Here is a 26,429-nt window from a genome sequence, read left to right as displayed (position 1 = left end):
CCGACGTAATCTGACGATCGTGGACGTCGAGGTCACCCGTCTGCCCGGGATCGGCACCAAGCAGGAGTTCGCGACGACGTCGGGGCGCCGCATCGGGGTGCTGACGCACCGCGACGGGCACCGCGAGTTGTTGGTGTCCGGCCGGGAGGATCCGGACTCCTGCAGCGCCTCGGTGGGCCTCACCGACGCCGAGGGCCAGGCCCTGGGCACGCTGCTCGGCGCGCCGAACCTCGTCGCGCAGCTGCAGGACCAGCAGCGCGAGGTCGAGGGCGTCAGCACCGCGCAGTTCCCGGTCGGCGCCGGCTCGCCGTACGACGGCCGCACCCTGGGCGACACCGCGATGCGCACGCGCACCAGCACGTCGATCGTCGCCGTGGTCCGCGACCACGTCGTCTCCCCGTCGCCGGGCCCGGAGTTCGTGTTCCGCGCGGGCGACCTCGTGGTCGTCGTGGGCACCGGTGAGGGGCTCGGCCAGGCGGCGGCGATCCTCGAGGACGGCTGAGCCCCACCCGTGCACACGACCGCCCTCTCGCTCATCGAGCTGGGCGCGCTCTTCTTCGGGCTCGGCATCCTCGGTCGCGTCGCCGGGCGCCTCGGCATCTCGCCCGTGCCGCTCTACCTGCTCGGCGGGCTCGCGTTCGGTGTGGGCGGCGTCCTGCCCCTCGAGGGCATCGAGCCGTTCACGGGTGTGGCGAGCGAGGTCGGCGTCGTCCTCCTGCTCCTGCTCCTCGGTCTCGAGTACTCCGCCTCCGACCTGGTCGGCGGCCTGCGGCGGTCCTGGCTGGCGGGGATCGTCGACATGGTCCTCAACGCCGCGCCCGGGGCGATCACGGCGCTGATCCTCGGCTGGGGTCCCCTCGGCGCGCTCGCGATGGCCGGCGTGACGTGGGTGTCGTCGTCCGGGATCGTCGCGAAGGTCCTCGAGGATCTGGGCCGGCTGGGCAACCGGGAGACCCCGGCGGTGCTCTCCGTGCTCGTCATGGAGGACCTGGCGATGGCCCTCTACCTGCCGATCACCACCGCCGCGCTCGCCGCGCTCGGCCTGGTCGCCGGGCTGCGGACGGTCGCGATCGCGGTCGGCCTGCTGATCGTCGTGCTCGTCGTCGCGCTGCGGTTCGGGCGCGCGGTGTCGGCCGTGGTGGAGTCGCCGACCTCCGAGGTCTTCCTGCTGCGCGTGCTCGGTATCGCGCTGCTCGTGGCCGGCATCGCCTCGCAGCTGCAGGTCTCCGCGGGCGTCGGGGCGTTCCTGCTCGGGATCGCGATCTCGGAGGACACCGCGGAGAACGCCACCCGGGTGCTCTCCCCGCTGCGCGACCTGTTCGCCGCGATCTTCTTCGTGGTGTTCGGCCTGAACACCGACCCGAGGCAGATCCCCGCCGTCCTGCCGGCCGCGATCGTGCTCGCGATCGTCTCGACGGCGACCAAGCTGGGCGCGGGCTGGTTCGCGGCGCGCCAGATCGGGGTCGGGCGCCTCGGACGATGGCGGGCGGGGGCCGCGCTCGTGGCGCGCGGGGAGTTCTCGATCGTCATCGCCGGGCTGGCGCTGGCCAGCGGGACCGTCGACCCCGGCCTCGCCCCGCTGGCCACCACCTACGTGCTGCTCATGGCGATCCTGGGGCCGATCGCGGCCCGGGTCGTCGAGCCGGTGCACGGCCGGCTCACCCGCCCACTGCGGCCGTCGACCTCCTAGTTGTACTGACCGGACAGGTTGGTCAAGCGGGTGATCGGGGCTTGCCTGTCGATGGCGCTGTGGGGCCGGTGGTGGTTGTACTCGTGTAGCCAGCCGGGTAGGGCCTTCCGTCGCTGGGTTTCGCTGAGATAGAGGCGTCGGAAGGCCCAGCCGGCGGTCATGGTGCGGTGGAAGCGTTCGATCTTCCCGTTGGTCTGTGGCCGGTAGGGCCGGGTCCGCTTCGGAGTGATCCCGAGTTCGCGGCAGGCGTCGCGCCAGGCGTACGACTTGTAGGCCGAGCCGTTGTCGGACAGGACCCGCTCGACGACCACGCCGCGGGCGGCGAACCAGGCCACCGCCCGATCCAGCACCCCGATGGCGGTCAGGGCCTTCTCGTCGTCGTGGATCTCGGCGTAGGCCACCCGGGAGTGGTCATCGAGCACGGTGTGCACGAACCCGGTGCCCATCATCGGGTTGTGGTGACGGTTGCGGGGCTTGCCCGGGGTCGCCGCCCGGTTCTTGTTGCCGGCCTGGCGACCGTGGAAGCGCCATCCACCCTGGTCGGGGATGTTGCCGAGCTTCTTCACATCGACGTGGATCAGTGAGCCGGGGTGGGGGTGCTCGTAGCGGCGTACCGGTTCTCCGGTGGCCCGGTCGACCTGGTTGAGCCGGCTGATCCCGCAGCGGCGCAGCACCAGGTGCACCGTGGAGGCCGCCAGCCCGAGCCGGGCGGCGATCTCGAGCTGCCCGAGGCGCTGCTTCCAGCGCAGGTGCACGATCTTGCGCACCACCGGCTGCGGGGTCAGCCGCGGCATCCGATGCGGGCGCGAAGACCGGTCGGCCATGCCGGGCGCACCGAGCTCGAGGTAGCGATCCCGCCAGCGCTTCGCGGTCGGCCAGGACACCTGGAACCGCTCGGCGGCCCTCGCGATCGGCCAGCCGTCCTCGACGATCAGACGCGCCAGCTTCAATCGAGCTCGCGGAGTCAGCGCAGCGTTAGCGTGGGTCACGGAGGACCTCCCGGTGGTGAGCGGATGCCGTCAGACAGCTCCACAGCACTCCCGAGAGGTCCTCCCCTCAAGATCATTCAGACCGTGTCGTCACACGCACTCAACCAACGTGTCCGGTCAGTACACCTAGTCACGGGCGCCGCGGGTCCCGAGCCGACCCCCACCGCGGCCGTGACCGCGAACCCGATGGTGGTGAGCAGCCAGGCGAGCCCGTCGAGCAGGTGGTTCGGCGCGAGCACGGCGACGACGAAGTGCAGCGGCTGCGACACGATCAGCGCGGTCGCGGCCCACCACGGGACCGCGCCCCGGAGCGCCACTCCGAGCAGGACGAGGCCGAGGATGTGGCCGGCCACCCAGAGCACGGTGGCCGCGGTGCTCACGGGGTGGACGACGGACGCGGTCAGCAGCGCGGCGGTGGTGGCGTTCGGCAGCCCGGCCTCGACGCCGGCGAGCGCGACCTGGTCGGGGCCCACCAGGAACGGCAGGGTGGCGAAGGCGAACCACGCGAGGACGGCGGCGACCGTGCCCAGGACGGGGCGGGCCCGCACGGCGACCGCGCCGACCACGAGGATGCCGAGCGGCAGGGTGAGCAGGGCGAGCAGGCTCAGCCACAGCACGGCGGACTGGGCGCCCGGGTGGGACGCGACCTTCGCGATCAGGGTCGCGGGCTCGTCGGTGGTGTCGTAGGGCAGCAGCCAGCGCAGCGCGGCGATCGCGAGCGGGCCGATCGGGGTGACGATCAGGGCGGTGCGCCGCCAGGCGGGCGAGAGAGGCAGGGGCAGCGGAAGAGGCAAGGTCATGCCGATGACGGTCCGCTGCCGGGCATCCCGCCGGACGGGGGTGCACTCCCGATCCGGACCGGGCCGTCACCCGGGTCGGACCGGGACCCCGACCGGGGACAACCGCGTGCCCGATCGGCCACACTCGGCACCGTGACCACGGCCGTGACCAGCGACGGGACCAGCGACGGGACCCCCGGCCGGCGCTCGACCGTCGTCGCCTGGGGGCTGTTCGCGCTCGTCGTGCTCGAGATCGTCGTCGCCGTCGTGGTGGCGGGCCTGGCCGGCGTCTCGCTCGCCGAGGCCGTCGACGGCTTCGTCGTCACCAACATCGCGATCGGCCTCTCGTGCGCCACCGCGGGCGTCCTGATCGCCTGGCAGCGGCCCTCCCGCGCACTCGGCTGGCTCCTCCTGGCGGCCGGGGTGAGCCAGACGGCGACGGCCGCCGCGGCGCCCCTGGTAATGCTCAGTGCCGACCGGGCGTGGCCCGAGCCGGTGCTGCGGACGCTCGACACGGTCTTCGCCTTCGCCTGGCCCTGGTCGATCGCGCTCTTCCTGCCGCTGGCGCTGCTCGTGTTCCCCGACGGCCTGCTGCCCGGACGGGTCTGGCGGGCGGTCGCGGGTGTCACGGCCGCGGCGTCGGTCCTGTTCGTGCTCAACGTCGGCACCGAACCCGGCCAGGTCGTGGGGCGGCTCCTGCGGCCGTGGCTCGTGATCGACGGCTACGCCGCCCTCGCACCCCTGTGGACCGTGTCCGAGCTCCTCCAGCTGCTGGTGCTCGTCGCGGCCGTCGTCGGCCTGGTCGTGCGCTACCGCCGCGGCGACGAGCAGCGCCGCCGGCAGCTGCTCTGGCTGGTGCTCGCTCTGGTGCTGACGATCGTCGTCCTCGTGCCCTGGGGCCTCTTCGACGCCGGACCGGTCCTGCAGCTGCTCGCCATCGCCCTGATCCCGGCCGCGATGACGATCGCCGTGCTGCGCCACCAGCTGCTCGACATCCGGCTCGTGCTCTCGCGCACGGTCCTCTACGCGCTGCTGACCGTCGGCGTCGTGGGCGTCTACCTCGCGCTGGTCGCCGTCGCGGACGTGCTGCTGCGCCGCGAGGGCGGGCTCGTCGCCTCGGGTCCGGGCACGAGCGTCCTGGCCACCCTGGTGATCGCCGTCGGCTTCAACCCGGTGCGCGTGCGCCTGCAGCGCGTCGTCGACCGCGCCCTCTACGGCGACCGGGCAGACCCCGTGCGCGCCCTCTCCCGGATGGGCGACCGCCTGCGCGCCGGGACGGAGCCCGACGACGTCCTGGGCGCCGTCGCCGAGGCGCTGCGGCTGCCCTACGTCGCGGTCCGCCGGGACGGCGAGGTGACCGCGGCCCACGGCACGGAGCCGACGGGGCCGACCACCACCGAGACGCTCCCCCTGCGCTACCACGGCGAGGACGTCGGGGAGCTCGTCGTCGGCGTCCGCCGGGGTCAGGGCGCCCTCCAGCACGCCGACCGGGCCGCCCTCGAGCTGCTGGCCGTCCCGCTGGCCGTCGCCGCGCACGCCACGCGGCTCTCGGCGGTGGTGCAGCGCGCGCGGGAGGAGCTCGTCGGCACCCGGGAGGAGGAACGCCGCCGCCTGCGCCGCGACCTCCACGACGGCCTCGGTCCCGCGCTCACCGGGATCGCGTTCTCCGCCGACGCCGCCGGCAACGTCCTGACCACCGACCCGCCCCGGGCGGAGGCCCTGCTGCGGGCGCTGCGGGCCGCGGCCACCGACGCGATCGACGACGTCCGCCGCCTCGTCTACGCCCTCCGGCCGCCCGCCCTCGACGAGCTCGGCCTGGTCGGAGCGCTCCGGCGCCACGTCGACGGGCTGGGCGGGGACGCGGTGACGGTGACCGTGCACGAGGACGGCGATCTCCCGCCCCTGTCGGCCGCGGTCGAGGCGGCGGCGTACCGGATCACGGTCGAGGCGGTCACCAACGCGGTCCGGCACGCGGCCGCGTCGCACGTGGACGTCCGGATCACGAACAACGGGGCGCTCGAGCTGGCGGTCACCGACGACGGGGTTCCGCCGGCGCCGTCGACCGGGTCCTGGACCCCGGGCGTCGGGCTGACGTCGATGCGGGAACGGGTCGCCGAGCTCGGCGGCACCCTCGACGCCGGGCCGGTGCGCGGGGGTGGCCGGGTCACCGCGAGGCTGCCGCTGTGAACGGCGCCCGGGGACCCCTGCGTGTCGTCATCGCCGACGACCACCCCATCATCCGCGACGGGCTCTCCGCGCTGCTGTCGTCCGTGCCGGGCCTCGAGGTCGTCGCGACGGCGGCGACCGGCCGGGAGGCCGTCCGCGCAGCGGTGACCGAGACCCCCGACGTCCTCGTGCTCGACGTGCAGATGCCCGACCTCGACGGGGTCGCGGCCGCCACCGAGGTCCTGCGGGCGGCGCCGTCGGTCGCGGTCCTGATGCTCACGATGTTCGACGACGACGACACCGTCTTCGCCGCGATGCGCGCCGGCGCCCACGGCTACCTGCTCAAGGGCGCGACCCAGGAGGAGATCGTGCGCGGCATCCACGCGGTGGCGGCCGGGGAGGCGATCTTCGGGCCGGGGATCGCCCGCCGCGTGCTGGGCCTCCTCGCCGGGACCGACCGGTCCGCCGAGCCGTTCGGGGAGCTGACCCCGCGGGAGCGCCAGGTCCTCGAGCTGCTCGCCGCGGGCCTGACCACCACGGCCGTCGGCACGAGGCTCGGGCTCGCGCCGAAGACGGTCACCAACCACGCGTCGTCGGTGTTCGCCAAGCTGGGCGTCAGCGGGCGGGCGGAGGCCGTCGCCCGAGCCCGGCGCGCGGGGCTGGGCGGCGCCGGTCAGGTGTAGGTGACCCGGCGCGGTCCGAGGCGCACCACCGCGACGCCCTGGACCACGACGCCCGCGGCGATGACCGCCAGGGCCGCGCGGAAGCCCGCGAGGTCGATGAGCACGCCCATCACGGGCGGCGCGACGGCGGCGAGGAGGTAGGCCGAGCCGAGGGTCAGCGCCGACACCGACGCCGAGGTGGCCCCGTCCGGGGTGCGCCACGCGACCACGGCGAGGCCGAGCGGGAACCCGGCGCCCACGGCGACCGAGGCGAGCACGACCCACACCCAGGGCCCGACGACGGGCAGCACCGGGGCGACGAGGGTCCCGGTGACGCCGATCGCCCCGCACACGACGCAGAACGCCGCCCACGGCGCCCAGGCGCGGCGCCGTTCCGCGGCCAGCGGCACCAGCAGGGCGGCGGGGATCTGGACGACGTTCCACACCGAGAGCAGCACCGCGGCGCGGGCGGTCGAGAACCCCTGCGCCTCGTAGAAGGGGGCGAGCCACGTCAGCCATCCGTAGAACTGCACCGACGACATCGCCTGGAACAGCACCGCGAGGCGGGCGAAGCGGTTGCGCCACGGCAGGCGCACCGGCGCCGCCGCGGGGATGTCGTGCAGGCGACGGGTGGCCGGCCACCACACGACGAGGGCGAGCACGGCGGGCACCGTCCAGGCCGCCAGTGCCCACCACCACCCGCCGAGCGCTTCCTCCAGGGGCAGCGCGGTCGACGAGGCGACCGTCGCCCCGCCCATCATCGACACGGTGTAGAGGCCGGTGGCGGCGCCGGCCCGCTCGGGCAGGTGGTCGCGGACGACGCCGGTGATCGCCACCCCGACGACGCCGATGCCGAGCCCGATCGCGAGGCTGCCGGCGACGAGGGTCAGGGCGGCCGGCACCCCGTGCGTCGCCGAGCCGAGCGCGATCGCCGCGATGCCCAGCGCCGCGGCCTGCTCGCGGCCGACGCGCCGCGCGAGGATCGGCGCGGCGAAGGAGCCGGCGCCCATCATCAGGATCGTCGCGGCCTGCACGAGCCCCGCGAACCCGGCGGACAGGCCGAGGTCGGCGCGGATCGTCTCCAGCAGCGGAGGGTAGGCCGAGAGCGCCGCGCGCAGATTGACGCCCAGCGCCAGGACGGCCAGGAGGACGACGACCGGGCGGACGGCGGGTCGGGTCTCGGTCATCGAGGTGTCCGGCACGTCGGAATCACCCCGCCAGTCGCTCCGCGGCCGCGGCGATGCGCTCGTCGGAGGCGGTCAGGGCCACGCGGACGTGCGCCCCGCCGGCCGGACCGTAGAACTCGCCGGGGGCGACGAGGATGCCGCGCCCGGCGAGACGGTCGACGGTCGCGCGGCAGGGTTCGTCGGCGGTGGCCCACAGGTACAGGCCCGCCCGGGAGTGCTCGACGCGCAGGCCGGCGGCCTCGAGCGCCGGGCGCAGGACGTCGCGGCGGGCGTCGTAGCGCGCGCGGGTCGCGGCGACGTGCTCGTCGTCGCGCAGCGCGACCGTCATCGCCTCCTGGACCGGACGCGGCACGATCATCCCGGCGTGCTTGCGCACCTGGAGCAGGCCGGCCACGAGGTGGGGGTCGCCGAGCACGAGGCCGGCGCGGTAGCCCGCGAGGTTCGACGTCTTCGACAGCGAGTGGACCGCGAGCAGACCCTCGACGCTGCCGCCGTGCACGACGGGGTCCAGCACGGACGTCGTGACGACGCCGCGCCCGGGCAGGGCGAGGTAGCACTCGTCGGACGCCACCACCGCGCCCAGCGCCCGGGCCTCCTCGACACGTGCGGCCAGCGCGCCGGCGTCGAGCACGCGACCCGTGGGGTTCGACGGGGAGTTCAGCCAGACCAGCCGCGTGCCGTCGGGCAGCGGCTCGTCGTCACCGACCCGTGCCGGCTCCACGCCCGCGAGCTGCGCGCCGACCTCATAGGTGGGGTACGCGAGGTCGGGGAAGGCGACCACGTCGCCAGGACCCAGGCCGAGCAGCGTCGGCAGCCAGGCAACGAGCTCCTTGGAGCCGATCGTGGGCAGCACCGCGTCCGGGTCGAGGGCCTCGCCCTCGGTGCGCCCGGCGCCGTGACGGCGCGCCAGCGCACCGACGGCCGCCTCCCGCAGCGCCGGGGTGCCCCAGGTCTGCGGGTAGCCCGGGGAGTCCCAGGCGGCGCCCAGGGCGTCGCCGATCGCCGTCGGCACCGGGTCGACCGGCGTGCCGACCGACAGGTCCACTACGCCGTCCGGGTGGCTGCGGGCGACGGCCGCCGCGGCGGTGAGGCTGTCCCACGGAAAGTCCGGCAGCGCGGGGAAACGCACCCCCACGCCGACGGACCCCCTCGGACTCACTCCCCCTGCGGCGGGAGCGCGGGCACGGGGCCCGCGTCACGGTCGACCTTGCCGACCTTGGAGGCACCGCCCGGCGACCCCAGCTCGTCGAAGAAGTCGACGTTCGCCTGGGTGTAGACCGACCACTGGTCCGGGACGTCGTCCTCGTAGTAGATGGCCTCGACGGGGCAGACCGGTTCGCACGCCCCGCAGTCGACGCACTCGTCGGGGTGGATGTACATCATCCGGCCCCCTTCGTAGATGCAGTCGACAGGGCATTCCTCGATGCAACCCTTGTCGAGCACGTCGACACACGGTTCTGCGATCACGTACGTCACGTCTGCTCCTGCTCCTCACTCGCGTCGTCCGGCGTACCCCGGCCCGCCCATGGTGGTGTCATGCGGAGCCCACGGGGGACGCCTGCGGCGAGTATTCCGGTCGCCGCCGCGTCACGCCCGTGCGGGGAGGGTCCGATTGGTCCTCCGGGCCGTGTCAGCCGCCACACCCTCCACCGTCCCCGCGACGTGCGGCGTTGTCCACCGTCATCGTCGTCCCTGCTCACGGGCGACCCAGCGCGCCGCGGCGCGGGCCGCGCGCTTGAGCCCCGAACGCTCGCTGCGGTAGCTCCCGACGGCGCCGACGACGGGCACGTTGGCCAGCGTCCGCCAGGCCCGGTTGCCCTTCGGGCGCCGGTCGAGCTCGGACTGCAGGCCCCACAGCGTGCTCCCCATCCGCCACACCGCCCGGGCCAGGGCCGAGAGCCGGCCCCGCTCCTCCTTCTCCTGCCCCACCGTGCCGCTGAGCTCGCCGGCCTCGCGCTCGACGTCGGCGGCGTGGGGGTCGCCGTGGCGGGACGGGTCGACGTCGCGCCCGAACAGCACCGACGCCAGCAGCCGCACCTGCTCGTCGCGGCCGCCCAGTCCGTGCTCGCCGGCGATCGCGCAGATCACGAGGCCCTGCGCGGCGAGGCCGAGGATGTCCGACACCGGCAGCCGGCGGGCCAGCGCGCCCCCGATCCCGGGGATCGACGCGACGACGGAGGTGAAGCGCCCGACCCGCGACACCCACCAGTCGTCGCGCTCCTCGGGGCTCATCGTCTGCCAGCGCGGGGTGCCGGGGAGCTTCGAGGTGGCCAGGCGGTCGAGCGCCCGGGCCCGCCCGGTGCGCACGACCTTGGCGGCCTTCCCCCGGCGGGTGGTCGGCGCCTCCTCGGGGGGACGACCGCCGCTCTCCTGCAGTTCGAGGGCACGGCGGCGGGCGAGGCGACCGAGCCGGAACGGGTCGGCGTCACGCAGGCCCCGCAGCACGGGGCCGGTGGCGGCCACGAAGGGGCGCAGGACGCGGACGACGTGGTCGTCCGGGATGGCGGGCATGGCCGCTCGGTTCCCGACCGCCGCGCCGCTCAACCGTCCCCGGTGTCCTGTCCCACGGGTCCGGGGGCGGGCGGGAGGGGGTCGTGGCGCCCGGGACGGCGCATCCCGACGACCAGCGCGGGCAGGACGCCGGCGGCGAGGAGCAGGACCGCGCGCCAGTCCGGCGGGAGCACGCCCGCCCCCGCGGGGCTCCACAGCCCCGCGCCGACGATCGTGAGCGTCCACGTCCCCAGCGGGGCGAACAGGGCCGCCGACCGGGGCATCGCGGCGTCGGCGGCCAGCACGAGCAGCGGCGTCGTCAGGGCCGCGACCAGCGCGGACAGCGGGAGCGGGAACGCCGTGGCCTCGGTGCGCACCGTCAGCCACGCCATCTCGGTCCAGGCCAGCAGGATCGCGTCGACGGCGAGGATCACCACCACGACCACGGCGAGGACCGGGCGGCGCCGGGGCCGGTGGGTGGTGGAGCGAGGGACGCCCTCGCTGCTCCCTGCGCGGTCGGGGACGCCCTCGCTGCTCTCGTCGGGTGCGGTCACCGAGGCGGGAGCAGGGCGTCGAGGCCGCCCGCCGGGCCCCGGAGGTGCACGAAGCACTCGGTGGGCAGGACGGGCTGGGCGAGGTCGTTGGAGAGCGCGTAGGCCGGCGGCTCGCGGCCGTCGTCGTGGACGGCGATCTGGGTGGCGTGGGCGCGCAGGGCGGCGAGCTTGGCCACGCGCGCGCCGTCCAGCGCGATCCGCGAAGTGATCGTCGCGTCCGGCACCGTCGGCAGGTCCTCCACCGGCGGCACGGGCAGCGGCAGCCACGTCCGCCGGCGCAGGGCGGCGAGGCCGGCGTCGACCTCGTCGTGCGCCGCCGCGGTCGCCTCCACCGAGATCCGCGTGGCGTCCGGGTCGACGGCCGCGACCGCCGCCGTCGTCACCTCGTGGGCGCGGACGTGGTCGGGGTGGCCGTAGCCGCCGCCCGCGTCGTAGGTGATCACCACGGTCGGGTCGACCTCGCGCAGGACCGCGACCAGCGCCTCGACCTGCGCCCCGAACGCCTCGGGCGCGGCGAAGGCACCGGCCTCGAGCGCGGCCGGGGCGGCGGCGCGGATGCCCGCGCCCGCGAGCACCATGCCCGAGTCGTGCCACGGTCCGACCCCGGTCCCGTCGCCGCCGAGCCAGCGGTGGTCGGTGACGCCCAGCGCCGCGCAGGCCCGGGCGAGCTCGCCCTCGCGGTACTCGCCGAGCGCGTCGCCGGTGAGGTGCCGGAGCCCGGGCGGGATCACCTCGCCGAGCTCGCCGCGGTTACAGGTCACGAGGGTCACCGGCACCCCGGCGCCGGCCGCGAGCGCCATCAGCCCGCCGCAGGTGATCGTCTCGTCGTCCGGGTGGGCGTGGACGAGCAGCAGGCTCACGCCCGGCACGCTAGGCCGTCCGGGCGTGCGCGTCCGCGCCGGGTGGGACGAGACTGGCGGCGTGACGGACCTGACCTGGTCGGTGTCGTGGGAGACCGAGCTGGACGACGCGGCGCACGGGGCGCTGGCGGCCCTCCTGGCTCGTGCCTACACCGCAGAGGCGGACCGGTTCACGGACGGCCGGAGCTGGGTCGGCGCCCGTCCCGAGCTGCGGGTGGTCGCGCGCGCCGGTGAGACCCCCGTGGCGCACGCGGGGGTCATCCGCCGGTTCCTGCGGGCGCTCCCCGACGGCCCCGACGTCCTGGTCGGCGACGTGGGCCTCGTCGCGGTGGACCCCGACCGGCACGGGAGCGGTCTCGGCCGGGAACTGATGGCGCGCGTGGTGGCGACCCTCGTCGACCTCGACATCCCGTTCGGCTTCGTGTCGTGCGGGCCCGACGTCGAGGGCTTCTACCGCGCCGCGGGCTGGACGCGGCTGCCCGGCGTGAGCGTGCGTCTCATCGACACCCACCACCGCACCCGCGTCGACCCCGGCCCGGCGATGGTGCACGCCGTGGGCCGGCCGCTGTCGGCGTGGCCGGCCGCGACCGTGCTCGCCCGCGACGGGCAGCTCGTCTGACCGGACGAGCGCGCGCCAGCGCCACACGCGCCTGGTCACATCGAGCGCGTGGCGTTACGGACGTTCAGTGTCTGCGACGGTCCGCCGCTGACCGATCGGCACTACTCCGTCCGGACCAGGTGCGGGGGCTCGGCGAAGTGGCACGCCGCGGGGTGGTCGGTGGACGCCCGGACCTCGAGGGCCGGGGGCTCCTCCGCGCACACGGGCTGGGCCTTCGGGCAGCGCGTGCGGAACCGGCAGCCCGAGGGTGGGTCCGCAGGGCTGCGGCCAGAAGGAAGGGGGACGTCGCCGGTAAGACGGATCGCCTCGCGACGCCCGCGCAGCGAGGGGTCGGGCACCGGGACCGAGGACAGCAGCGCCTGCGTGTACGGGTGGCTCGCGCGCTGGTAGATCTCCTCGGCGCTCCCGGTCTCCACGATCGAGCCCAGGTACATCACCGCGACGCGGTCGCAGAGGTGGCGCACGACGCCCAGGTCGTGGGCGATGAACAGGTACGCCAGCCCGAACTCGCGCTGCAGGTCGCCGAGCAGGTTGAGCACCTGGGCCTGGATCGACACGTCGAGCGCCGACACCGGCTCGTCGCACACGATCACCTTGGGCCGCAGGGCCAGCGCCCGCGCGATCCCGATGCGCTGGCGCTGCCCGCCCGAGAACTGGTGCGGGTAGCGCCGGATGTGCTCGGGGTTGAGCCCGACCACCTCGAGCAGCTCCTGCACCCGCCGCCGGCGGTCGCCCTTCGGCGCCACCTCGGGGTGGATGTCGAAGGGTTCGCCGAGGATGTCGCCGACCGTCTTGCGCGGGTTCAGCGACGTGTACGGGTCCTGCAGGACGATCTGCATGTCGCGCCGCCAGGCCGTCAGCGCCGCGCCCCGCTTGGCGAAGAGGTTCTCGCCCTCGAAGGTCGCGGTGCCCGCGGTCGGCGGGATCAGGCGCATCAGGACCTGCGCGAGCGTCGACTTCCCACAGCCCGACTCGCCCACCACCCCGAGCGTCTCGCCGGGGTGGAGGTCCAGCGAGACCCCGTCGACGGCGCGCAGGTGCCCGACGGTCCGGCGGAACAGCACGCCCCGCGTGATCGGGAAGTGCTTGACCAGGTCGCGGACGGCCAGGATGGGCTCGCTCACCGGGACACCACCTCATGGGTCGTCGGACGATCGGTCCCCTCGGCGACGAAGCGCTCGGCGAAGTGGCAGGCCGCCTGGTGCCCGTCACCCAGCTCCCGCAACGGCGGGACGTCGTCGACGCACTCGTCCTGCGCGTACGCGCAGCGCGGGTGGAACGGGCATCCGTTCGGGATCGCCGCCAGGCTCGGCGGCAGCCCGGGGATGGGCCGCAACGGGGCGCCCGCTCCGTGGCCCGGGTCGTCGACCCGCGGCACCGAGTCCATCAGCCCGCGCGTGTACGGGTGCCCGGGCCGGGCGTAGAGCGTCGCCGCGTCGGCGTGCTCGACGATCCGCCCTGCGTACATCACCGCGATCCGGTCGGCGACCTCCGCCACCACCCCGAGGTCGTGGGTGATGAGCACGAGCCCCATGCCTCGCTCGCGGCGCAGCTCGTCGAGCAGGTCCATGATCTGCGCCTGCACCGTGACGTCGAGCGCCGTGGTGGGCTCGTCGGCGATCAGCAGCTCGGGGTCCAGCGCCAGCGACATCGCGATCATCGCGCGCTGGCGCATCCCGCCGGAGAACTGGTGCGGGTACTCCTTCACGCGCTGCTTCGCGTTCGGGATGCGGACCTGGTCGAGCATCTCCACCGCCCGCGCCGTCGCGTCCTTGCGCGACATCCCCCGGCGGAAGCGGAACTGCTCGGCGATCTGGAAGCCCACCGAGTAGACGGGGTTCAGCGCCGACAGCGCGTCCTGGAAGATCATCGCCATCGACTCGCCGCGCAGCAGCCGCCGGCGTTCCTCGTCGGCGCCGAGCAGCTCCTCGCCACGGAAGCGCACCGATCCGCCGGTGATCCGGCCGGGCGGCGCGTCGAGGATGCCCATGACCGTCTGCGCGGTCACGCTCTTGCCCGACCCCGACTCGCCCAGCACGGCCAGGGTCTCGCCCTCGTCGACGTGGTAGCTCACGCCGTTGAGCACCGACGCCGTCTCCGGGCCGCGCCCGAGCTCGACCCGCAGGTCCTCGACCTCCAGCAGAGCAGCCATGCCTCACCGTCCCCGGGGGTCGAGGGCGTCGCGCACGGCGTCGCCCATCATCACGAACGCCAGCACCGTCACGACCAGGAAGCCGGCCGGGAAGAACAGCGCCCACGGGATGTCCTGCACCCGGTCCTTCGCCTCGGCGATCATCACGCCCCAGGAGACCACGGGGTCGCGCAGGCCGATGCCGAGGAACGACAGCGTCGCCTCCGCGCCGATGAAGACGCCGAACTGGATCGCACCGTAGACGAGCACCGGCGCGAGGGTGTTGGGCAGGATGTGGCGCAGCACGATCCGGAACGGGCCGGCGCCGAGGGCCCGGGCCGCCTTGACGTAGTCCTGTTGGGCGGTCTCGATGGCGGCCGCCCGCATGATCCGCATGGCCACCGGCCAGGTCAGCACCACGATCGTCAGCACCACCTGGAACACCAGCTCCTCGGCGCCCACGATCTCCCCGGGGTCGTTGAGCGAGGTGAGGATGACGATGCCACCGAGGACGAACGGCAGGCCGGCGAAGACCTCCCCGATCCGCGAGAGCAGCGAGTCCGCCCAGCCCTGCGAGTAGCCTGCGAGCAGGCCGGCCAGCGACCCGATGACCATCGTGCCGAGGGTGGCGAGGAAGCCGACGGCGAGCGACGGCGCCGCCCCGTAGATGGTCCGCGCGTAGACGTCGCGGCCCTGCAGGTCGTAGCCGAAGACCGCGCCGTCGCCGGGCGGCTGCCGCGAGCGGGAGAGCTCGCCGACCGCCGGGTCCACCGAGGTGAACAGCGACGGCACCAGCGCCATCAGCAGCAGCACCAGGATGAGCGCGGCCGCGATCCAGAACCTTGGGCGGCGCCGCAGGTCGGCCCACCCGTCGACCCAGAGCCCGCGGGTCTCCTCGACGGCCGGGCCCTCGTCCCTCGCCGTGTCCGGCGACGTCGCGAGCTCACTCATAGCGGATCCTCGGGTCGAGCACGGCGTAGAGCAGGTCCACGACGAGGTTGGCGACGAGGTAGACGATCACGAGCAGGGCGACGACGCCGACCACCGTGGCGATGTCCTGCTGCTGCAGGCCCCGGTAGATCAGCCCGCCGATCCCGCGGATGTTGAACACGCCCTCGGTGACGATCGCGCCGCCCATGAGCGCACCGATGTCGGTGCCGAGGAACGTGACGACGGGGATGAGCGAGTTGCGCAGCATGTGCACGCCGACGACGCGGCGCCGCGGCAGGCCCTTGGCGACGGCGGTGCGCACGAAGTCGGCGCGGCTGTTCTCGATGAGGCTCGTGCGCGTCAGCCGCGCGACGTAGGCCATCGAGAGGCTCGCGAGCACGAAGCCCGGGACGATCAGCTCGCCGATCGACGGGTTCGCCGGGACCGACGTGCGGATGATCCCGAGGTCCACCCCGAGCACCTGGCGCAGCACCAGGCCGGTGACGAACACCGGCAGGGCAATGAGGAAGAGCGTCGAGACCAGGACGAGCGTGTCCGCGAACCCGCGGCCCCGCAGGCCGGCCACGACGCCGGCGATGATCCCGATGACCGCCTCGATGACGAGCGCGACGATCGCGAGCTTGATCGTGATCGGGTAGGCGTCCGCGATGAGCGTCGAGACCTCGGTGCCGGAGAACGTCTGGCCGAAGTCCCCGGTCAGGACGGCGCCGAGGTACTTGAGGTACTGGACGATCAGCGGGTCGTCGAGGTTGTAGCGCTCGGTCAGCGCGGCCCGGAAGGCGGGCGAGCACTCGCGCTGCCCGCACTTGCCGGCGAACGGGTCCTCACGCAGGCCCCAGACGAGCCAGTAGACGAGGAACGTGGTCCCCAGGAAGACGGGGATCAGCTGCAGCAGCCGCCGCAGCGTGTAGCGGCCCACGGTGGGTCTCCTCCGGTCGGTCCGACCCGCCGCGCGGGACCCGGGTGGACCCGGGTCCCGCGCGGGCGGTGGTGGTGGTCGGTGACGGGATCAGCCCTGGGGGTTGAGCCGGAACGACGTCGTGACGAGCCGGTCGAGCGGGTTGCGGTCGCCCGAGGCCAGCCGAGCCGAGTCCCCGTAGATGATCTGCCGGGTGAACAGCGGGATCGACGGCATGTCCGCGAGGATCAGCCGCTCGGCCTCCTGGTAGCCCGCCTCGGCGGCCTGCTCGGTGGGGGCCTGGTCGGCCCGGTCGAGCGCCGCGTCCACCGCCGGGTTGGAGTACTTGTAGTCGTTCGACGACGCGTCGGTGCGGTAGAGCTGCGTCAGGAACGTCTCCAGGTTCGGGTAGTCGCCGATCCACGCCGCCCGGAACAGCCCGGTGAACTGGAACGCGTTCGCCTGCTGGCGGACCTCGGAGAACGACGGCAGCGGCGTGTACTGCGCGTCGACCCCGAGGTTCTGGCGCAGCTGGTTCGTGACCGCCTGCATCCAGTCGGCGTGACCGCCGTCCGCGTTCGCGGTGAGCGTCAGCGGCCCCGCGAAGCCGCCGGCCTGGGCGAGCAGCTCGCGGGCCCGCTGCGGGTTGAACTGGCAGTTCGCGCCGCACTGGTTGGGCAGGTACCCCTGCGCGGCCGACGTCGCGAGCCCGTCGGCGGGCTCGTAGGTGCCGCCGAAGATCTGGTCGACGATCGCCTGGCGGTCGATCGCCATCGACATGGCCTGGCGCACCAGCGGGTTCTGGAACCGCGGGTCGTAGAGAGGGAAGCCCAGCGCCGTGGTCTGCAGGCCGTCCTTGGCGTGGGCGCCCGCTCCGAGCTCCTGGCGCCAGCGGCCCCCGGTGAGCGCCGCGGGCGGGATCGCCTTGACGTGGTCGAGGTTGCCGGACACGACGTCGTCGTAGGCGGTCTGGATGTCGGCGTAGACGCGGAACTCCAGGCGCGGGACCTGCGGCTTGTCGGTGCCGGCGTACTGGTCGTTGCGCACCAGGGTGAGGTTCTGGTTCGGCGTCCGCGACTCGAACCTGAACTCGCCGTTGCCCACCGGCGCGGCCTCGAAGCCCGCGCGGTCGGTGAAGAACTTCTGCGGCAGCGGGTAGTAGGCCGAGTAGCCCAGCGTCGTCGGGAAGATGACGAACGGCGCCTTGAGCGTGACCTCGAAGGTCTGCGGGTCGACCACCCGCAGCCCGCGCATGGTGGGCGCGGTCGGCTGCTCGGTCGAGACCTCGTCGTACCCGTCGATCTTCTCCATGAACGACTGGGCCTGGGCGGCGTTGGGGCCGGCGGCGACCCAGTTCCAGGCGTCCACGTAGTTCTGCGCGGTCACCGGGGTGCCGTCGTGGAACGTCCAGCCCGGCTTGAGGCGGATCGTCCACACCCGGTTGTCCGCCGACGTGATCGACTCCGCGGCCTCCATCGAGGGCGCGGCGGTGTCGACGTCGTACTTCACGAGCCCGGCGAACAGCGCGTCGAGGACGTCGCCGCCCTGCTGCTCGGTGTTGTTGCCGGGGATCAGGGCGTTCTCCGGCTCACCCCAGTCGAGGGTGACGGTCTGGGCGGACTGCTCGTCCCCTCCCCCGCCGCACGCCGTCGCGACCAGGGCCACGGCGAGAGCAGCGGCCACGGCAGTGGCCAGGCGGCGCAACGGCAACGTCTACCTCCTCGAGAGTCCCGACTCCGGTTCCTTGCGCGGGGCGACCGAGCAATCACCGCGCGTGACACGACTGCGGGGAACCTAGGGAATTCCGTTGACAGCGGCAAGACAGGCACGTCACGTGGCCAGGACGGCGGCCGGGCACGCGACCGTCAGTTGATGCCGTCGTCCCCGCGCTGGGTCGGCGGCGGCGGCATCCAGCGGTCGGCCCCGGCGAAGGGGCTCTCCGGCAGCGGGCCGATCACCACGTCGGTGCGCTCGGTCGGGCCCACGAGCACCGAGGCGGCCTGGAAGAGCGGGATCGCCGGCAGGGCCGTCCACAGCGTCGGCTCGGCGAGTGCGAGCGCGGTGTCCGGGGAGACGGCGCCGGCCGACGCGGCGTCGAGCAGCGACTGCAGCGCCGGGTCGCAGTAGCCGGTGGGTGTGAGCGCCTCCGAGGCCTGCGGCTCGGAGAGCTCCTCGATCGCGTCCGGATCGGCCTCCGCGCTCTCCGTCGGCGCGGCCGGGGCGTCCGTGGACGTCGGCGCCGCGCCCGTCGCCGACGCCGGCGGCGCGACGCTGGTGGGCGCGGACGTGCTCGTCGGCGCGGCGGGCGTGCTCGGGGCGGCGGCGGTCGCGCCCGGCAGCCTCGGCGCGTCGTCGCTCGCGGCGAGGTCGACGGCCGGGTCGGTGACGGTGCGGCCCGAGGTCATCGGCGCCCGTCCGCCCGGGCAGCCGATCACCGACGCGAGGTCGGTGATCGGGTCCGTGCCCACCGGGAGCGCGACGACGGCGATGTCGGCGACCGCGAGGTCCGACGGCGAGTCGGGGGTGGGCGGGACGGTCGTGGTGGTGGAGCTGGTGGCGCCGGCCGACGCGCCCGTCGGGCCCTGGCCGGGCGTCCGGGCCGGCGTCTGGCGGGGTGGGCCCGCCGTCGTCGGGGTCGGCGCGGGGGTCGGCACCACGGCCGTCGTCGTCGACGCCGGGCCCCGGCCGGGCTGGAAGGGCGTCGAGCCGCCGTCGGCCACGACCACCGACGCGATGCCGGCGGCGCGCAGCTGGGTCCCGAGGGTCGAGACGAGGCGGCCGAACGGCGCCACCTGGGGCGGCGCGGCGAGGCGCAGCACCAGCGGCTGCCCGGCCCGGCTCCACTGGCCGTCCTCGCCGCGGGTGTAGCCGGCCTTGGTCAGCAGGCGCGCCGACTCGCCGAGGTCCCGCTGCGCGGCGGGCGAGTCGGCGGGCAGCGTCGACCGGTAGTCGGCCTGCGAGGGCGCGCGGGCGAAGGCGTCGGCGGGCAGGTCCTCCGACGGGCCGCCGTCGGCGCCGACCTCGCGCAGCGCCGACCGGTCGATCGCCGACGCCACCGCCTGCCGCACCCGCAGGTCGGCGAGGGGCCCGTCGTCGCTGCGCAGGGCGAGCTGGACGACGGCGGGCTCGGGCAGGGCGCGCACCGTCAGCCCGGGGCCCGCCGTGGCCAGCGCGGCGAGGTCGTCGCCGGTGGCGCGGAACTGCGTGGCCTGGACGTCGCCGGAGCGCACCCGATCGATGAGCGACGTCGCCTCGGCGGCCTGGAAGACGATCTGGTCGGGCACCGAGGGCGTGCCCCAGTAGCGGTCGTTGCGGGCGAGCGTGACCTGGCCGCGGACGCGGTCGACGACGCGCACCGTGAACGGGCCGGCGGACACCGGGATGCTGTCGGTCAGCCCGCCGCCCCACGAGCCGGGCGCGTCCTTGAGCAGGTGCGCCGGCAGCAGGTGGTCGAAGAGGGTCTGCCAGGCCGGGAAGGGGCGGTCGAACACGACGTCGACGGCCTTTCCTCCCGCGCGCGACCGGACGTCGCTGATCGCCCGGTAGCCCGCGGCGCCGACCACGCCCGGCTGGCTGCGCATCTGCTGCCAGAGATAGACGAAGTCCTCGGCGGCCACCGGGGCGTTGTCCGACCAGGTCGCCGCCGCGGCGATCTCGTAGGACACGGTGTAGGGCTCGGTGTCGGTGACGCGCGCCGACGTCACCACCGTGGTGTCGAGGCGCGGCTCGCCGTCGGGGCCGGGGCGGAACGCCGAGGGCAGCACCAGCGGGGCCAGCGCGCGGGCGATGGGCGTGTCGTCGGCGACGCGGTGCGGGTTGAAGCCGATGCCGAGGTCGTCGACACCGATGCGCAGCTCCGTCGGGTCGGGCTCGAGCTGCGGGGTCGGCGCGGGGGCCGGGACGGGCACCTGGCCGACGACGGGCGGCGGCGCACCCGAACAGGCCGCCACCAGCAGGGCGAGGGCGAGCACGAGAGCGGGGAGGACTCCGACGACACGTCGGGGACCGCTCACGCCTTCGTCCGGCCCTTCGTCCTCGGGGAGATCGCCTGGTCGTTCGCCGGTCAGCCTGACCTCGCGGGACCAGTCGTACCGGGATCGCCATCGTGACACGGTGGCCGTCGGCCCTGGTCGACGGGTCTGGCCCGGGGCGGGGACCAGAGGTTAGCCTCGCCTCATGGGCAAGGGCGCGAAGAAGGGCCGTCACCGGGCGGAGTGCCCCACCTGCGGGGCCGCCCGGGCGGGGCGTGACGCCGCACCGGCGGACGAGGCCCCCGCGCCGAAGGAGAAGGGCCCGAAGGTCCCGCTCCACCTCGCCGCCTACGCCCACGCCGCCCCGCTCACCGGGGCGAAGAAGATCAAGAAGCAGTGCTGCCGGTCGTCGCCCCGCTGCAAGGGCTGTCCGGTGCTGCTCATGCGCGCGGCGCGGCTCCAGGAGTCCGGCGTGACGGGCAAGGACCTCAAGAAGGCGCTGAAGAAGGCGCGCGCGGCCTAGCTCGCGCCGCCGTCCAGGAGCGCCGCCAGCGCGGGCAGCACGGCCCGGTCGGCGTCCAGCCAGTCGAGGTCGTCGAGGTCGTCCGGCCCCACCCAGCGCAGGGCGTCGTGCTCGAGCGCCGTCGGCTCCCCGTCGGCACGGCACGCCCGGATGCGCAGCACCCGGCCCTCGGAGAGCGTCACCTCGGGACCGACGCGGTCCCCCACCGCGACGTCGGCGAGGGCGAGCTCCTCGCGCAGCTCGCGGGCGAGCGCGGTCGCCTCGTCCTCGCCGGACTCCACGGCTCCCCCGGGCAGCTCCCACCGTCCGGCGGCGGAGGCGGGACGGGTGCGACGGGCCGCCAGCACCCGACCGTCGCGGACGAGGGCGGCTCCGACGACGATGCGCACGACGGTCAGTCTCCCCGCCCCGTCTCTGGGAGGATGCGCGCATGGCTGAACTCCTGAGTGAGGACGCGATCGCCCGGGCCCTGGAGGACCTGCCGGGCTGGCAGCGCGAGGACGACGCCACGATCGCGCGCTTCGCGAAGCTGCCGAGCTTCCCCGAGGCCATCGCGGCCATCGACGCCGTCGCCGAGCTGGCCGAGTCGGCGAACCACCACCCGGACATGGACATCCGCTACAACAGCCTGAAGTTCAAGCTGTCGACGCACTCCGAGGGCGGCCTGACGGCCAAGGACACCGACCTCGCCGCGAAGATCTCCGCAGAGCTCTCCTCCCGCGGCGCGGAGTGATCCCCGCCTGAGCGCCGACACCCCGGCGGGCCTCCGGTCCGCGCCCTTCGTCGCGCTCCTCGCCGCGACCGTCCTCGCCTTCGGCGGCTACGCGCTCCTGCTCCCCGTGGTGCCGGTGCACGCGGCCGCGGGCGGCGCCACGCCCGGTGCCGCCGGCGCCACCACCGGCGTGTTCATGGCGGCCACCGTCGCCGCCCAGCTCACCGTCCCGGCCGTCCTGCGCCGCGTGGGCCCGCGCGCGGCGATGATCGCGGGAGTGCTCGCGATGGGCGCGCCTGCGATCCTGCTCGCCGCCACCGCGGCCCTGCCCGTGCTGTTCGGGGTGGCCGTGGTGCGCGGGCTCGGGTTCGGGCTCGTCACCGTCACCGGCGCCGCCCTCGTGGCCGACCTCGCGCCGCCCGCCCGGCGGGGACGGGCGATGGGCCTCTACGGCGTCGCCCTCGGCCTGCCCCAGCTCGTCCTGCTCAGCGGGGGTGTCTGGGCCTACGAGGTGCTCGGCGGGGCGGCGGTGCTGCTCGCCGGGGCGGCGCTGCCGCTCCTGGCCTCCCTCGCCTGCGGACGCCTGCCGACGCGCGTCGTCGCCTCCCCCGGCGACACCGCGGGCGGGCGCACGTTCCCGGTCACGGCCGCGCTGGGCCCGTGGACGGCGATGGTGGTGTCCGCGGCCGCGGCCGGCGGCGTGATCACCCTGCTGCCTCTCTGGACCCCCGGGACGGGGTCGGCGACCGGCCTCGCCGGGGGCACGACCACCGCCGCGATCGCCCTCGCCGTCCTCACGACGGGCCAGCTCGCGGGCCGCGGGCTCGCCGGCGAGCTCGCGGACCGCCGCACCCGCGCCACGGCGGTCGCCGTCGGGCTGGTCACCGGCGCGGGCCTCGTGACCGTCGCCGCCGGCGCAGGCGCGATCGCCCTCGGCGGGGACGGTTCCGGTCTCGTGGTGCTCCTCGGCGCCGCGCTCGTGGGCCTCGGGTTCGGCACGGTCCAGAGCGACACCCTGCTCGCGCTCTTCGCCCGCGCCGGCCCGTCCCGATCAGGGGCCGCCAGCACGTGGTGGAACACCGGCTACGACGCCGGCACCGGCCTCGGGGCCGCGGCGCTGGCCGCGGTGCTCGGCGCCGCGGGCGCGCCCACCGCGTTCGTCGTCGCCGCCGTCGCCTGCCTCCTCGTGCTCCCGGTCCCGCTCGCCGCGGTGCTCGGGCGTCGGGCGGGCTGAGCTGACCCGAGGCCCATCGGCTGCTCAGGACGCTTCGGTTTCCGAAGCATCTGCGGGCCGGGGGGTTCGGGTCCGGGTCCTGGTCCCGGTCCACGTCGCCCGTCCGGACGCCGACGACGTCACTCGGTCCATGGTCGGGGGCTGTGCGGGTGACGTGCTGACGCGATCGGGGGAGAACCTGTCATCGGCTGTCACGAGGCGGGCACCGCCCGCGATGTCCGCCGTGTCCGGCACGGGTCGGGCGCGGGTGACGGAGGCCGACGTGGTGAAGAAGGTGCTGTTCGCGGCCCTGCTCGGCGCCGTCGTGATGATGGGGTCGGCGCAGGCCGGCTACCTCACCTCCGCCACCCTGCCGGACCCCGTGGCCCCGGGGGCCGCGCGCGCGCCGGAGCTGTCGGGCGCCGTCACGCCGGCGCCACCGCCGCCCGGTGCGGCTCCCGGGTCTCCGCTGCCCGTGGCGCCCGCAGGACCCGCCGAGCCCGCGGGTCCGGTCGGGGCGGGCGGGCCCGGCGCGGTCGGCCCCGTCGGCGCGACGGGCGGCGGCGACGGGGAGGCGGTGACGCCACCCCGCACGGGGCGCTCGGCGGCAGCCGACAGCGACCCGGAGAACGGCTCCTCCGGCTCCTCCGGCGGCTCCGGATCGTCGCGCGACGCCGGGGCCCCGGCCAGCAGGTCCGGCTCGTCGTCGGACGGGTCGTCCGGCGGCTCGTCGAACGGCTCGTCCAACGGGCAGGCGAGGGACTCGGGCGGGGTCCGCGTCCAGGTGTGCCTCGAGCGCGTGCTCGGGAAGTGCGTCCGCGTCGGCCTCGGCTGACCTCTCGGCTGACGCGACCTCAGCCCGCGGCGACCTTCTCGGGCGCCCCGCCGGGGACGGCCGAGCGCTCGGCCTGCGCCACCGCGGCGATGGTGTCGTCGAGCAGCGCCACGAGCAGGCGGTCACGCGCGGCGGCGTCGAGATCGGCCACGCGCGCCGCGACGAGCAGGTGGGCGCAGGCGTGGTTGACCGGGCCCACGTGCAGCAACGTCGCCAGACGTCCGCCGTGCCCGCTCTCGCCCCGGCCCGGGCGTCCCGGCCCGGCCGCCGCGCGCCGCTCGAGGCGGCGCTGCAGACGGGGGAAGAACCGGTTGGCGGGGTCGATCGCGAGGCCGGCGCGCGCGATCGTCGCGAGCACGATCGGCCGGACCTCGACGCCGGAGTCGCGCCCGAGACCGATGAGCGTCACGGCCCGGGTCGCGAGCTGCTGACGGGCATCGGAGGAGACGGCGTCGTTGACCTGCCACGCGACGGCGGCGAGCGCCGGGTGCGTACAGCGTGGCCGGTCGGTGAAGCGTTCACCGGCGAGGACGGAGACGTACTCCATCAGACAACTGCCGGCCTCCGCGTCGCGGTGCGCACCGGCATCGAGGACAGGCATGCCCTCCGGAGGGCGGGTGGACGTCATGGGAAGCTCCCTTCCCCGGCCCCGGGCCCTCGCGCCCGGTCGGATGCTCCACCGTAGACCGAAACCGGGCGCAGGACAGGGGGTCCGGACGAGGGAATCGAGATCGGGTCACCCGCGCGGGGCGGTGACTCAGCGCTCGGAGCCGATGACCGTGGTCGCCGTGAGCGCGGCCAGCACCGCACCGACGGTGGGCGAGATCAGCCGGCGGATGTCCTGGGCGACGCCGAGCGTGACGTGCCGGCCGTCGGAGATCGCCCGGGCGCGGCGGGCGGCGAGGGTCAGGTCGGCGGGGCTGAGCTCCCGGACGCGGCGTCCGTGGTGGAGCAGCACGATGAGCATCGCGACCGCCTCGTCGGGCTCCTCGCCCTCCAGCGAGGCGCGGACGGCGGCGCGGTCGTGGTGCAGCGCCTCGACCTCGTGGACCCGCAGGGCGGAGCCGAACACCGGCATCGCGAGGTAGCCGAAGACCCGGCGCGGCTCCCGGGCGGCCAGCCCGCGCTCGACGAGACGGTCCATGGTGCGGCGGATCATCTGGGCACCGCGGTTGCCGGTGACCGCGTGCTGCAGGTCGGTCTTGGCGCCCCCGTGGGCGAGGAGGCTCTCGGCGACCCAGCCGAGCAGCGGATCGGTGACCTCGACCGGCCCGCGCCGGTACGTCGTGCCCGCGTCGAGCAGGGAGGCGTCGAGCAGCAGCTCGACCATCGCGGCCGCCACGAGCAGGCCCGCGGGCTCGGTGAGGGTGGACATCGGGCGTCCTTCGTCGTCGCCGAGGATCCACGCCACCCGCTCCGGCAGCGTCAGGTCCGCGGTCCGTGACGACCACCGCTCCGAACGCACGGAGACAGCGTAGGCACCCGTGTCCCCCACCCGAGCGAGGAGTCCTCAGGCGGCGGCACACGGCGTCGAACGGTGCGGCCGCTCGGGGCATCGGGGTCGGCCGATCGCCCGGGCGCCGGTCGCCGACGGTGAGGGCGTGATCGTCGCGCAGGATGCGCACCCCGCGTGTCGGTCCCCCGGGGCACACTGCTCGCATGGACGACCCGGGCACCGCGACGCCCGTCGCCCCGCTGCCGCCCGACGACGCCCTGGCGGCCGCCGGCGCGGGGGACGACCTCGAGCGCGCCCGCCACGGCGACGACGAGGCGTTCGCCCGGCTGGTCGCGCCGCTGCGCCGGGAGCTGCACGCGCACTGCTACCGGATGCTCGGCTCGACCCACGACGCCGACGACGTCCTGCAGGACGCGCTCCTGCGGGCCTGGCGTGCGATCGGGCGCTTCGAGGGCCGCCCGGACCGGCCGAACGCCCTGCGCTCGTGGCTGTACACGGTGGCCACCAACGCCGGGCTCGACGCCGTCGCCCGCCGCGGCCGCCGGGCCCTGCCGATGGACCTCGGCCCGTCGAGCGAGGCGCCGGGGGACGATCCGCCGCGCACCGAGGTGGCGTGGCTCGGCCCCTACCCCGACCACCCGGACGCCACCGTCGAGGAGCGCGAGGCCGTCGAGCTCGCGTTCGTCGCGGCGCTGCAGCACCTCCCGGGCAACCAGCGGGCCGCGCTGCTGCTCATGGAGGTCCTCGGGTTTTCGGCCGCCGAGGTCGCCACGATGATGGTGACGACGACGGCGTCGGTGAACAGCGCGGTGCAGCGGGCGCGGGCGACGCTCGCCGCCAAGGTCACCGGCCCCGGCCAGCAGCGCACCCTGCGCGCGCTCCCGGACGCCGCGCTCGCGGCCACGGTCGCCCGCTACACGTCGGCGCTGGAGGCCGGCGACGCCGACGCGCTCGTCGGCCTGCTCACCGCCGACGTCACATGGTCGATGCCCCCGAGCCCCGCCTGGTACCGCGGCATCGACGCGGTGTCGGCGTTCCTGCACCAGGGCCCGCTGGGCGTGGCGTGGCGCCACGTCCCGGCCCGCGCCAACGGCCAGCTCGCCGTGGGCTGCTACCTGTGGGACGCCGACGAGTCGCTGTGGCGCGGCGGGGTGCTCGACGTGCTCACGCTCGCCGAGGACGGCCGGATCGCCGAGGTCACCGCGTTCATCGGGGCCGAGCACATCGCCGCCGCCGGCCTCCCCGCGACGCTGCCCGGGGGCACGCCGCCCACTACAGCTCCCTGATCATGTCCTCGGTGCGCTGCTCGGCGGCGGCGAGGAAGGTCGCCATCCGCCCCAGCACCGCGTCGTCGACACCCGCGAGCTCGGCGGCGAGGCGGGCGTTGAGGGGGTCGTAGAGCGCGGCGATGCGCTGCAGGGTCGCCGGGTCCGGCTCGACGAGGACGCGGCGCCGGTCGGCCGGGTCGGGCACACGGTGGACGTGGCCCGCGGCGTGCAGGCGCTCGACCAACCGGGACGCGGAGCCCGTGGTCAGGTTGACGCGCGCCGCGAGCGCGCCCGGGGTCGCCGGGCCGTGGCGCGCGAGCTCGTAGAGGCACTGCAGCTCGGTGGCGCCGACGCCGATCCGGGCGGCGACCACGCCGTTGAACTGGACGAGCCGCACGCTCCACGCCGCCAGCGCGGCCACGACCTCCTCCGGTTCCACGACTCCTCTTTTCTCTGCACTGTGCAGCAAACGTGT

Annotated in this window: 28 protein-coding genes; 10 read left to right on the top strand and 18 right to left on the bottom strand. The window is 75.2% G+C overall.

Annotation, left to right across the window (positions count from 1 at the left end; translation table 11 throughout):
- Positions 1–19: 19 nt before the first annotated feature.
- Together OG774_RS27040 and OG774_RS27035 are read left to right on the top strand one after the other, a co-directional pair.
- Complete coding sequence (locus OG774_RS27040) at positions 20–502, top strand: cation:proton antiporter regulatory subunit (RefSeq protein ID WP_328305423.1); 483 nt, start codon at positions 20–22, stop codon at positions 500–502.
- A 9-nt stretch (positions 503–511) separates the two neighbouring features.
- The gene (locus OG774_RS27035; protein ID WP_328305422.1) at positions 512–1,690 is read left to right on the top strand and encodes a cation:proton antiporter; all 1,179 of its coding nucleotides are present in this window, start codon (positions 512–514) and stop codon (positions 1,688–1,690) included.
- Here the strand turns inward: OG774_RS27035 and OG774_RS27030 are convergent.
- Together OG774_RS27030 and OG774_RS27025 are read right to left on the bottom strand one after the other, a co-directional pair.
- Positions 1,687–2,679 (bottom strand): IS481 family transposase, encoded by a 993-nt coding sequence (locus tag OG774_RS27030; protein ID WP_328305421.1) that lies wholly within the window; start codon positions 2,677–2,679, stop codon positions 1,687–1,689. The genes OG774_RS27035 and OG774_RS27030 overlap by 4 nt on opposite strands.
- A gap of 77 nt (positions 2,680–2,756) precedes the next feature.
- Positions 2,757–3,479 carry a hypothetical protein gene (locus OG774_RS27025; protein ID WP_328305420.1) on the bottom strand — a complete coding sequence of 241 codons (723 nt, stop codon included), beginning with the start codon at positions 3,477–3,479 and terminating at the stop codon, positions 2,757–2,759.
- A 132-nt stretch (positions 3,480–3,611) separates the two neighbouring features.
- Here OG774_RS27025 and OG774_RS27020 point away from each other — a divergent pair, with 132 nt between their 5' ends.
- Together OG774_RS27020 and OG774_RS27015 are read left to right on the top strand one after the other, a co-directional pair.
- Entirely contained in the window at positions 3,612–5,645 is a 2,034-nt protein-coding gene (locus tag OG774_RS27020) for a sensor histidine kinase (RefSeq protein WP_328305419.1), read from the top strand.
- Complete coding sequence (locus OG774_RS27015; RefSeq protein ID WP_328305418.1) at positions 5,642–6,307, top strand: response regulator transcription factor; 666 nt, start codon at positions 5,642–5,644, stop codon at positions 6,305–6,307. The genes OG774_RS27020 and OG774_RS27015 overlap by 4 nt, the downstream gene beginning before the upstream one ends.
- On the opposite strand, the gene OG774_RS27010 is transcribed toward OG774_RS27015, so the two are convergent.
- The 6 genes from OG774_RS27010 to mshB all read right to left on the bottom strand — a co-directional run bounded on the left by OG774_RS27010 (position 6,298) and on the right by mshB (position 11,377).
- Complete coding sequence (locus OG774_RS27010; RefSeq protein ID WP_328305417.1) at positions 6,298–7,473, bottom strand: MFS transporter; 1,176 nt, start codon at positions 7,471–7,473, stop codon at positions 6,298–6,300. The genes OG774_RS27015 and OG774_RS27010 overlap by 10 nt on opposite strands.
- Positions 7,474–7,495: 22 nt before the next feature.
- Entirely contained in the window at positions 7,496–8,602 is a 1,107-nt protein-coding gene (gene dapC / locus OG774_RS27005) for a succinyldiaminopimelate transaminase (RefSeq protein ID WP_328311172.1), read from the bottom strand.
- Positions 8,603–8,628: 26 nt separating this feature from the next.
- On the bottom strand, positions 8,629–8,949 hold the full coding sequence (gene fdxA, locus OG774_RS27000; RefSeq protein WP_274193902.1) for a ferredoxin: 321 nt from the start codon (positions 8,947–8,949) through the stop codon (positions 8,629–8,631).
- Positions 8,950–9,153: 204 nt separating this feature from the next.
- Positions 9,154–9,984 carry a hypothetical protein gene (locus tag OG774_RS26995; RefSeq protein WP_328305416.1) on the bottom strand — a complete coding sequence of 277 codons (831 nt, stop codon included), beginning with the start codon at positions 9,982–9,984 and terminating at the stop codon, positions 9,154–9,156.
- Between the two features lie 29 nt (positions 9,985–10,013).
- Positions 10,014–10,517: a hypothetical protein gene (locus OG774_RS26990; protein WP_328305415.1), complete on the bottom strand. Its 504-nt coding sequence runs from the start codon at positions 10,515–10,517 to the stop codon at positions 10,014–10,016.
- The gene (mshB, locus tag OG774_RS26985; protein ID WP_328305414.1) at positions 10,514–11,377 is read right to left on the bottom strand and encodes an N-acetyl-1-D-myo-inositol-2-amino-2-deoxy-alpha-D-glucopyranoside deacetylase; all 864 of its coding nucleotides are present in this window, start codon (positions 11,375–11,377) and stop codon (positions 10,514–10,516) included. Before mshB ends, OG774_RS26990 begins: the two co-directional genes overlap by 4 nt.
- Before the next feature lie 61 nt (positions 11,378–11,438).
- On the opposite strand from mshB, the gene OG774_RS26980 reads away from it, so the two are divergent.
- Positions 11,439–11,996, top strand: a complete 558-nt coding sequence (locus OG774_RS26980; protein WP_328305413.1) for a GNAT family N-acetyltransferase — start codon at positions 11,439–11,441, stop codon at positions 11,994–11,996.
- Between the two features lie 101 nt (positions 11,997–12,097).
- On the opposite strand, the gene OG774_RS26975 is transcribed toward OG774_RS26980, so the two are convergent.
- The 6 genes from OG774_RS26975 to OG774_RS26950 all read right to left on the bottom strand — a co-directional run bounded on the left by OG774_RS26975 (position 12,098) and on the right by OG774_RS26950 (position 19,989).
- Positions 12,098–13,120 (bottom strand): ABC transporter ATP-binding protein, encoded by a 1,023-nt coding sequence (locus tag OG774_RS26975; RefSeq protein WP_328305412.1) that lies wholly within the window; start codon positions 13,118–13,120, stop codon positions 12,098–12,100.
- The gene (locus tag OG774_RS26970; protein ID WP_328305411.1) at positions 13,117–14,148 is read right to left on the bottom strand and encodes an ABC transporter ATP-binding protein; all 1,032 of its coding nucleotides are present in this window, start codon (positions 14,146–14,148) and stop codon (positions 13,117–13,119) included. The genes OG774_RS26975 and OG774_RS26970 overlap by 4 nt, the downstream gene beginning before the upstream one ends.
- 3 nt (positions 14,149–14,151) lie before the next feature.
- The gene (locus OG774_RS26965) at positions 14,152–15,078 is read right to left on the bottom strand and encodes an ABC transporter permease (RefSeq protein ID WP_328305410.1); all 927 of its coding nucleotides are present in this window, start codon (positions 15,076–15,078) and stop codon (positions 14,152–14,154) included.
- A complete protein-coding gene (locus tag OG774_RS26960; RefSeq protein WP_328305409.1) occupies positions 15,071–15,997 on the bottom strand; it encodes an ABC transporter permease in 927 nt (308 codons plus the stop codon). Before OG774_RS26960 ends, OG774_RS26965 begins: the two co-directional genes overlap by 8 nt.
- A gap of 90 nt (positions 15,998–16,087) precedes the next feature.
- Positions 16,088–17,686: a peptide ABC transporter substrate-binding protein gene (locus tag OG774_RS26955; RefSeq protein ID WP_328305408.1), complete on the bottom strand. Its 1,599-nt coding sequence runs from the start codon at positions 17,684–17,686 to the stop codon at positions 16,088–16,090.
- A gap of 155 nt (positions 17,687–17,841) precedes the next feature.
- Positions 17,842–19,989, bottom strand: coding sequence for an ABC transporter family substrate-binding protein (locus OG774_RS26950; RefSeq protein WP_328305407.1), 2,148 nt, complete (start codon positions 19,987–19,989; stop codon positions 17,842–17,844).
- Between the two features lie 163 nt (positions 19,990–20,152).
- Between OG774_RS26950 and OG774_RS26945 the strand changes: the two genes are divergently transcribed.
- Positions 20,153–20,470 (top strand): hypothetical protein, encoded by a 318-nt coding sequence (locus OG774_RS26945; protein ID WP_328305406.1) that lies wholly within the window; start codon positions 20,153–20,155, stop codon positions 20,468–20,470.
- Here the strand turns inward: OG774_RS26945 and OG774_RS26940 are convergent.
- Positions 20,467–20,853, bottom strand: coding sequence for an NUDIX domain-containing protein (locus tag OG774_RS26940; RefSeq protein ID WP_328311170.1), 387 nt, complete (start codon positions 20,851–20,853; stop codon positions 20,467–20,469). The two genes, OG774_RS26945 and OG774_RS26940, sit on opposite strands and share 4 nt — an antisense overlap.
- Before the next feature lie 47 nt (positions 20,854–20,900).
- On the opposite strand from OG774_RS26940, the gene OG774_RS26935 reads away from it, so the two are divergent.
- The 3 genes from OG774_RS26935 (at position 20,901) to OG774_RS26925 (ending at position 23,230) form a co-directional block, all read left to right on the top strand.
- Entirely contained in the window at positions 20,901–21,203 is a 303-nt protein-coding gene (locus OG774_RS26935) for a 4a-hydroxytetrahydrobiopterin dehydratase (protein ID WP_328305405.1), read from the top strand.
- 7 nt (positions 21,204–21,210) lie between these two features.
- Positions 21,211–22,416, top strand: a complete 1,206-nt coding sequence (locus tag OG774_RS26930; RefSeq protein WP_328311168.1) for an MFS transporter — start codon at positions 21,211–21,213, stop codon at positions 22,414–22,416.
- A 223-nt stretch (positions 22,417–22,639) separates the two neighbouring features.
- Positions 22,640–23,230 (top strand): hypothetical protein, encoded by a 591-nt coding sequence (locus tag OG774_RS26925; protein ID WP_328305404.1) that lies wholly within the window; start codon positions 22,640–22,642, stop codon positions 23,228–23,230.
- A gap of 19 nt (positions 23,231–23,249) precedes the next feature.
- On the opposite strand, the gene OG774_RS26920 is transcribed toward OG774_RS26925, so the two are convergent.
- Entirely contained in the window at positions 23,250–23,858 is a 609-nt protein-coding gene (locus OG774_RS26920; RefSeq protein ID WP_328305403.1) for a hypothetical protein, read from the bottom strand.
- A gap of 129 nt (positions 23,859–23,987) precedes the next feature.
- Entirely contained in the window at positions 23,988–24,695 is a 708-nt protein-coding gene (locus tag OG774_RS26915; RefSeq protein WP_328305402.1) for a GPP34 family phosphoprotein, read from the bottom strand.
- Between the two features lie 194 nt (positions 24,696–24,889).
- Here OG774_RS26915 and OG774_RS26910 point away from each other — a divergent pair, with 194 nt between their 5' ends.
- Positions 24,890–25,972 carry a sigma-70 family RNA polymerase sigma factor gene (locus OG774_RS26910; protein ID WP_328305401.1) on the top strand — a complete coding sequence of 361 codons (1,083 nt, stop codon included), beginning with the start codon at positions 24,890–24,892 and terminating at the stop codon, positions 25,970–25,972.
- Here the strand turns inward: OG774_RS26910 and OG774_RS26905 are convergent.
- On the bottom strand, positions 25,959–26,393 hold the full coding sequence (locus OG774_RS26905; RefSeq protein WP_328305400.1) for a MarR family winged helix-turn-helix transcriptional regulator: 435 nt from the start codon (positions 26,391–26,393) through the stop codon (positions 25,959–25,961). The two genes, OG774_RS26910 and OG774_RS26905, sit on opposite strands and share 14 nt — an antisense overlap.
- Positions 26,394–26,429: the final 36 nt, after the last annotated feature.

The organism is Actinomycetospora sp. NBC_00405 (assembly GCF_036044095.1).
GTDB lineage: Bacteria > Actinomycetota > Actinomycetes > Mycobacteriales > Pseudonocardiaceae > Actinomycetospora > Actinomycetospora callitridis.
The sequence above is the reverse complement of the archived record's forward strand: the minus strand, read 5'-3'. Positions and strand labels throughout refer to the sequence as shown.